Source organism: Kitasatospora sp. NPDC057512 (genome assembly GCF_042802135.1).
In the GTDB taxonomy this organism is placed as follows: domain Bacteria; phylum Actinomycetota; class Actinomycetes; order Streptomycetales; family Streptomycetaceae; genus Kitasatospora.
Genome location: NZ_JBHVET010000439.1, coordinates 1 through 7,217, shown reverse-complemented (window position 1 = coordinate 7,217; position 7,217 = coordinate 1). Strand labels below are relative to the sequence as shown.

The window sequence follows — 7,217 nt, the reverse complement described above, 5'->3', positions numbered from 1 at the left end:
CCCCCCGTGCCGCCCGCACCGTCCCGTCGGACGGATCCGCGGGCGGCACGGGCCGTTCCGGGGGTCGGCACGGCCGGTCCCGCGGGCGGTCCGGACGGTTCTCCTCCGTCACATAGGATGTCCGGCCGGAGGGGGGCGGAACGGCGGGGAGAGGACAGGTGCGGGTAGCACGCACGGCACGGACCACCACCGACTACGAGGCGACGACCGGGCGGATAGCCGGGCTGCCGCTCCGGAGGCACCACGTCCTGCTGACCGCCTGGACGGTGCTCTGGTTCCTCCTGGTCGAGCCCAGCGGCGGCTTCTCCTGGCACTACCTGCGCCAGGGCGAGCAGCTGCTCTTCAGCGGCCAGCCCGACGGCGGCCTGTCGCTCTACGCCCACCACCCGGAGCTCCAGATCGGCCCGGTCAGCCTGGCCGCGGCCCGGCTCACCGCCCCGTTCGCACCGCACACCGGCGAGCTGATCGCCGAGGCGGTGAGCGCCGGGCTGGGCCTGGTGATGCTGGTCGTGGTCGGCCGCACCGCCGCCCTGTACTACCTCGGCACCGGGACCAACCACCGGCGGCTCCAGCAGCGGCTACTGATCGCCGGGCTGGCGTTCATCCCGATGTGGGTCGAGGTCTCGGTCCGCTTCGCGCACCTGGACGACGTCCTCGCGCTGTTCTTCACCACCCTCGCCGCGCACGCCCTGGCCCGCGGCAAGCCCGTCCAGGTCGCGGTCTTCCTGGCGCTGGCGGTGGACTCCAAGCCCTGGGCGATCGCCTTCGCCCCGCTGATCCTGGCACTGCCCCGGCCCGCCTGGCTGCGCACCGCACTCTGGTTCTGCGCCCTGGTGGCGATCGCCTGGCTGCCGTTCTACCTGGGCAACCTGGACACCATGGCGGCCGCCAAGTTCACCATCCCGAACCAGCCCGCCTCCGCGCTGCGCTGGTTCGGGGTCACCGACCCGGCCACCCCGTGGTGGGACCGTCCGACCCAGTTCGCGCTCGGCATCGGGCTCGGCTGCGTGGCCGTCTGGCGCGGCCGCTGGCCGGCCGTGGTGCTGCTGGGCGCCGACGCCCGCGTCCTGCTCGACCCGAGCGTCTACACCTACTACACGGCCTCGATCCTGCTCGGCACCCTGCTCTGGGACGCCGTCGGGCAGAAGCGGCTGGTCCCGTGGTGGAGCTGGATCGCGCTGGCCTCGCTGTACGGCGGCACGCTGTTCCTCCCGTCCGACGCGGCCCGCGGCTTCGTCCGGCTCGCCTTCGTGGTGGTCTCCGCCGCGTACGTGCTGTTCTGGCCCACCCAGCGGTCCCGTCGGCAGCGGCCCGCCGCACCCGGCGACGGGGGGAGCGGCGGCACCGGCCGCCGGGGCGGCCGGCGGCGCGAGCGGGTGCCGGCCGGTGCCGGGGTCTGACGGCGCGGGCCCGTCCCCGTCCACGGCTTGACCCTCACGCGACGTGAGAGCCGAGAGTGGTGGTCAGCACCAGGGAGGAACCCCGATGACCAGTGAGGGCTACTCGGTCGGCGGCTTGGCGAAGATCGCCAAGGTGACCGTCCGCACCCTGCACCACTACGACGAGATCGGCCTGCTGTCCCCGGCCGGCCGTACCCGGTCCGGCTACCGCCGGTACGTGGACGCCGACCTCGACCGGCTGCAGCAGATCCTCTTCTACCGGGAGCTCGGGTTCCCCCTGGACGAGATCGCGGCGATCCTGGACGACGACTCGGTCAGTCCGACCGAACACCTCCGGCGGCAGCACCGGCTGCTGACCGACCGGATCAGTCACCTCCAGGAGCTCGCCTCAGCCGTCGAACACGCCATGGAGGCACGGAGAATGGGCATTCAGCTGACCCCGGAGGAGAAGTTCGAGATCTTCGGCGAGGGCTACCAGGAGGGCTGGGAGCAGGAGGCCGAGCAGCGCTGGGGCGACACCGAGGCGTGGGCCGAGTCGCAGCGCCGCACCGGCGGCTACTCCAAGGCCGACTGGCAGCGCATCCAGGTCGAGACGACCGCGCTCAACGAGCGCCTGGCCGGGGCGGTCGCCGCCGGCGAGCCCGCCGACGGCACGGTGGCCACCGACCTCGCGGAGGAGCACCGGCAGCACATCTGCCAGAACTTCTACGACTGCACGTACACCATCCACCGCGGGCTGGCCGACCTGTACGTCTCCGACCCGCGCTGGACCGACACCTACGAGAAGATCGCGCCGGGCCTGGCCCGGTGGCTGCACGACGCCATCGTCGCCAACGCGGACCTGCGCGAGGGGAAGCCCGCGGAGAAGACCGAGGGGGAGCGCGCGGGGCAGTAGGCCGCGCGCTCAGGCCACCCCGCGCCCGAAGGAGCGCCGGTAGGCGGTCGGCGAGGTGCGCATCACCCGGCCGAAGTGGTGGCGGAAGGTCGCGGCGCTCTCGAAGCCGACCGCCGCGGCGATCTCCTCCACCGTTCCCTCCGGCGACTCCAGCAGCGCCAGACTGGTCGCGATGCGCTGGGTGACGACCCAGCGCATCGGGCTGGTCCCGGTGCGGGCGGTGAAGTGCCGCAGGTACGAGCGGTCCGACATCCGGGCGGCGCGGGCCAGCTGCGAGATGGTCAGCGGGGACGACAGGTGGTCCAGCGCCCACCGCATGCTGCGGGCGATCCCGTCGTCCTCCTCCTGGACCGGGCGGACCGCCGCCTCGACGAACTGGGCCTGCCCGCCGTCCCGGTGGGGTGCCACCACGAAGCGGCGGGCCACCGCGTTGGCCACCTTGGCGCCGTGGTCCCGGCGGACCAGGTGCAGGCAGAGGTCGATGCCGGCCGCGCTGCCCGCGCTGGTCAGCACGTCGCCGTTGTCCACGTACAGCACGTCCGGGTCGACCCGCACCGCCGGGTACCGCTGCTGGAGCAGCTCGGCGTACCGCCAGTGGGTGGTCGCCTTCCGGCCGTCCAGCAGTCCGGCGGCGGCCGGCGCGAAGGCGCCCGAGCAGATCGACACGATCCGGGCGCCGCGCCCGTGCGCGGTGCGCAGCGCCTCGACCAGGTCGGGGGAGACGCCGCCGAACGGGTTCGGCACCCCGGGGACCACCACCGTGTCGGCCGCCGCCAGCTCGTCCAGCCCGTGCCGGGCGGTCAGCGCGAAGCCGCCCACCGCCTCCAGCGGCGTCCCGGGGCGGTCGGCGCACACCTTCAGTCCGTACCAGGGCGCCGCCAGCAGCCCGGCCAGCTCGGGCCGCGCCAGCCCGAACACCTCGACCACCACGCCGAGTTCGAACGGCGCCATGCCCGGAAAGGCGTACACCGCGACGTCGTGCACGGGCTCCGGGCGCCGGCCGATGGCGACGGGCACCGGCCGCGGGACGGCTCCGGTCCGGTCCTCGGCGTGCTGCTCGGCCATGCGAACCCCCTGCTCACGGGTGGCGGAATGCCGGTGAGTGTAGCCGTCCCGACCCCTTCGGAACTTTCTTCGAACCCACCTGCAACCTTCACCCCCGTCACACGTCCTTTGGTACGGGGCGGAGGGATCCCGGCAGAGGGCGGCTGGGATGATCCCCCCGATCACGATCTTGATCAGGTGACCTGACGGAACGGCGGCCGCCGTCACCGTCCCGGGGGAAAGCGGAAACGCGCATGTCCATGGCCATCGGGCCGACCGCCGCGCAGGCAGGGGGGCGGGGCTTCTCCATCCGTGGAGTCGTCACCGCGCTGTTCGGCGCGCAGGAGGCCGGCGAGCCGCTCGCCGGCGCCGTCACCGAGCAGGAGGCGAAGCAGCGCCGCTCCGGCTTCCGGCTGCTGCGCGGCGGCCGCAAGCCCGCCGAGGACCGGCCCACCCTGACCGACCTGTACCACGCCCACCGGCTCGGCCTGGTCCGGATGGCGGTCATGCTGGTCGACCACCAGGACCTGGCCGAGGACGTCGTCCAGGACGCCTTCACCCAGCTCTACCAGCGCCACGGCGAGGAGTTGGACGACCTCGACAACGCGCTCGGCTACCTGCGCACCTCGGTGGTCAACGGCGCCCGCTCGATGCTGCGCCGCCGTAAGACCGCCCGCGAGTACGTGCCGCCGCACGTGGCCGACGCCCCGTCCGCCGAGGACCACGCGGTGCTCAACGACGAGCACCGCCGGGTGCTGGTGGCCCTGCAGGAGTTGACTCCCCGCCAGCGTGAGGTGCTGGTGCTGCGCTACTGGTCCGACCTGTCGGAGGCGCAGATAGCCGAGACCCTGGGGCTGTCCCGGGGTGCCGTGAAGTCCACCGCCAGCCGCGCTCTGGACGCCTTGGAAAAGCACCTGGAGAAGGTTCGATGACCGACAAGCTCCCCCGCCGCAGCGGCGGCGACGGCGACGGGCCGGCCGAGACACCGACGGAACGGCTGCTCCGCGAGGCGATGACGGCCCGGGCCTCCCTGGTCACGGCCGCCAGCCTGCGCCCGGCCGCTCCCCCGAAGAACCGGATCCGCCGGCTGCGCCCGGTGTACGCCGTCACCGTGCCGCTCGGCCTGGCCGCCGCCATGGCGCTCGGCGTGCTCACCTTCCACGGCGAGCCGGTCGCCCAGGACGAGGTCCCGCCCCCGGCCGCCACCCTGACCACCTCGCCGAGCCCGACGCCCGAGCCGACCGGCGACCCCAGCCCGACGGCCGCCCCCACCGATCCGGGCACCCCCGCCGGCACGGCCGAGACCGAGGTCCCGCTCGCCGACGGCACTCCGACCTCCGCGACCTCCGCCCCCGGCACCGCGAGCGGCGCGGCGAGTTCGTCCAGCCTGCGGGGCGTCAAGTTCAAGGTCCCGGCTGGCTGGAAGGCCGTACCGGTCTCGGCCGACCGGGTGTGCGTCCTGAGTCCGGGCGCGCCGACGGAGCCGCAGCAGGGCTGGGCGCCGGCGAGGTGCGAGCCGTACGGCGTCCTGGTGGTGGCCTACAACTCCCCGGACGAACTCGCGGGCGGCGCCTGGCCGACGACGGACGACCTGGTCGCCGACAGCGGCTGGGGTCACCAGCCGAACTGCCCGATCTGGGGCCGGCCCTACTTCCCGGACAACGGCTACTCCTCGGTCGGCGCACCCGTGCGGACCAAGTCCACCGTGGCCGGCAAGACGATCGACAAGACCCAGTGGAACGTCACCTGCAAGCCCGGGGACGCCTTCACCGCCCAGCTGTGGGGGATGGGTCTGGACCAGGTCTTCGTGGTGGCGAACGGGCTCAAGAGCGACTACCAGCCGGGCCTGACGGCGATCGTCAACAGCCTGGACGTGAGCGGCCACAAGTCGCCGTCCCTGACCCCGTCGGACAAGGGGGCGAAGGACATCGCGATCACGGTCGACGGCGGCATCGGCGCGGGGCAGAAGGTGTCCACCAACGGCACCCCGGTGACCTTCTCGGTGACGTACCGGAACACCGGCCAGAAGACGTACGACAAGCTCCAGCCGCTGGTCTACACGAAGGAGTACGACGGGACGCCGCCGAGCGAGATGGTCACGATGAACAAGGGCAGGCTGGAGCGCCAGGACGGCGGCGCCTGGAGGGAGATCCCGCTCGCGATCGGCGGCGGCATGGACTACGCCATGGTGGGCCAGCAGGCCCAGTTCTCGCTCGCGCCGGGGGAGTCCAGGACGGTGACGTACCGGATGAGCCTCGACAAGCTGGACGGGCCGGGCACGATGCCGGTGTCACTCCAGGCGACGCTGCCGTACGACGGCTCCGCGCCGCTGACCTCCCTGAAAGAGGTGATCGTCCCGGTGACGGTCGTGAAGTAGCCGTACCGCACGGGCAGTTGAGGCGTCGTGGCCGGGTTTCCCCGGTCGCGGCGCCTTTCGGCGTTCCGGGGAGGGGTCCGGAAAAATTCTTCGAACCGGCCTGCAACCCCCCGGCGGGATGGACGTCTATCAGGGTGAGAGGCAGGGAGAGCGAGCCGGCGGGACCGGGGCTCGGGCCGGCTCCTCGGGGCGCGACGGTAGGCGCCCGCTCATTCGATCACCACCATCACCATGTCCTTGGGGGGACTGTCACATGAACGCGTCCGTTATCGCCCGTATTGCGAAGATCGTCCCGCTGGCCGTCGTCACCGCCGTGGGGATCGCGGCCTGCGGCCCGACGCACGGCGAGGCGTCCGTCGCCGCCTCCGCTCCCGCCGCCACCCCCGCGGCCACCTCGTCGGCCACCCCCGGCGCGGGCGCCGTCCCGACCACCCCCGCCCCGGCCGCGCCGACCACCGAGGCCGCGCCGACCACCGCCGCCCCGGCCGCCCCGGCGCCCGCGGCCGCGGCCGCCAGGACCGAGGCCAAGCCCGTCGCGAAGGCGCCGGCCAAGCCCGCCGTCAAGCCCGTGGCCAAGCCCGCCGCGCCGAAGGCCGCCCCGGCCGAGTCCGGCGGAAGCGGGATCGGCATCACCTTCGACGGCCTGAACGAGGGCGGGCAGATCGAACTGAACGACCTGGTGTCCTTCTCCGTGACCTGGAAGAACAACGACGCCACCGGCACCCGCGGCGTGGCCCCGGTGGTGGCCACCCAGCTGTACGCGGGCGCGCCCTGCGCACGGGTGTTCGGGAGCGCGGACGGCACCCTGGAGCGCAAGGACGCCTCGGGCTGGAAGACGCTGGACCACCTCAGCCAGGGCACCGGGATGGACTACGTGATCAACCGGAACGACGGGGCCTTCACGCTGGCGGCCGGCGAGAGCCGGACCATCGAGTACCGGATGCGGCTGTCCACGGCCAACCGGCCGGGGCGGATCACGATCGAGGCGGACGCCCCGGTGCCGAACTCCACGGACTACCAGGACATGGCGAAGGCCGTGGTGAACGCCGCGCTCGTCGACCACCGGGCCCCGGAGGTGACCGGCGTGACGGCGTCGAGCCCCAAGGTCGGGACGACCCCCGCCGAGTTCGGCTTCGTGGTCGACGCCCCGCACGGCACCACGGACCTGCGCCCCGTGGTGGGCGTGTCGAGCGCCGCGTGGCTGACCCCGGACGACGTCGTGCTGGAGGTCATGGCCGGCGGCGCGTGGAAGCCGGTCGAGCTGCGGGAGGACTGCGACGGCCTGATCGCGGTCGCCCCGACCGGGCTGGAGTCCAACCGCCGGGGCGACTCGGTCGAGTACTCCTTCCGGATCACGATGAAGAAGGCCCCGCGGTTCGACGTCGAGGTCGAGGTCGGCGCCCAGACGAACGGCCACCAGGCCGGCCGCTGGAACGCCTTCGGCCCCCAGGGCCGCCGGTGACGGACGCCCGCCCCCGAGCCGAAGGGCCCGGCCTCCCAC

Annotated in this window: 6 protein-coding genes; 5 read left to right on the top strand and 1 reads right to left on the bottom strand. The window is 73.4% G+C overall.

The annotated features are described in order from the left end of the window. Nucleotides 1–158 precede the first annotated feature (158 nt). Complete coding sequence (locus ACFU6K_RS25475; protein WP_380666719.1) at nt 159–1,400, top strand: hypothetical protein; 1,242 nt, start codon at nt 159–161, stop codon at nt 1,398–1,400. Between the two features lie 85 nt (nt 1,401–1,485). Further along, nucleotides 1,486–2,295: a MerR family transcriptional regulator gene (locus tag ACFU6K_RS25470; RefSeq protein WP_380666717.1), complete on the top strand. Its 810-nt coding sequence runs from the start codon at nt 1,486–1,488 to the stop codon at nt 2,293–2,295. Nucleotides 2,296–2,304: 9 nt separating this feature from the next. On the opposite strand, the gene ACFU6K_RS25465 is transcribed toward ACFU6K_RS25470, so the two are convergent. Continuing rightward, entirely contained in the window at nt 2,305–3,360 is a 1,056-nt protein-coding gene (locus ACFU6K_RS25465; RefSeq protein ID WP_380666715.1) for a helix-turn-helix domain-containing protein, read from the bottom strand. Nucleotides 3,361–3,593: 233 nt separating this feature from the next. Between ACFU6K_RS25465 and ACFU6K_RS25460 the strand changes: the two genes are divergently transcribed. From ACFU6K_RS25460 to ACFU6K_RS25450, 3 genes are all read left to right on the top strand, one after another. After that, nucleotides 3,594–4,271 (top strand): RNA polymerase sigma factor, encoded by a 678-nt coding sequence (locus ACFU6K_RS25460; RefSeq protein ID WP_380666713.1) that lies wholly within the window; start codon nt 3,594–3,596, stop codon nt 4,269–4,271. Then, nucleotides 4,268–5,716 carry a hypothetical protein gene (locus tag ACFU6K_RS25455; protein ID WP_380666711.1) on the top strand — a complete coding sequence of 483 codons (1,449 nt, stop codon included), beginning with the start codon at nt 4,268–4,270 and terminating at the stop codon, nt 5,714–5,716. The genes ACFU6K_RS25460 and ACFU6K_RS25455 overlap by 4 nt, the downstream gene beginning before the upstream one ends. Nucleotides 5,717–5,969: 253 nt before the next feature. Further along, entirely contained in the window at nt 5,970–7,178 is a 1,209-nt protein-coding gene (locus ACFU6K_RS25450) for a hypothetical protein (RefSeq protein ID WP_380666709.1), read from the top strand. Nucleotides 7,179–7,217 lie beyond the last annotated feature (39 nt).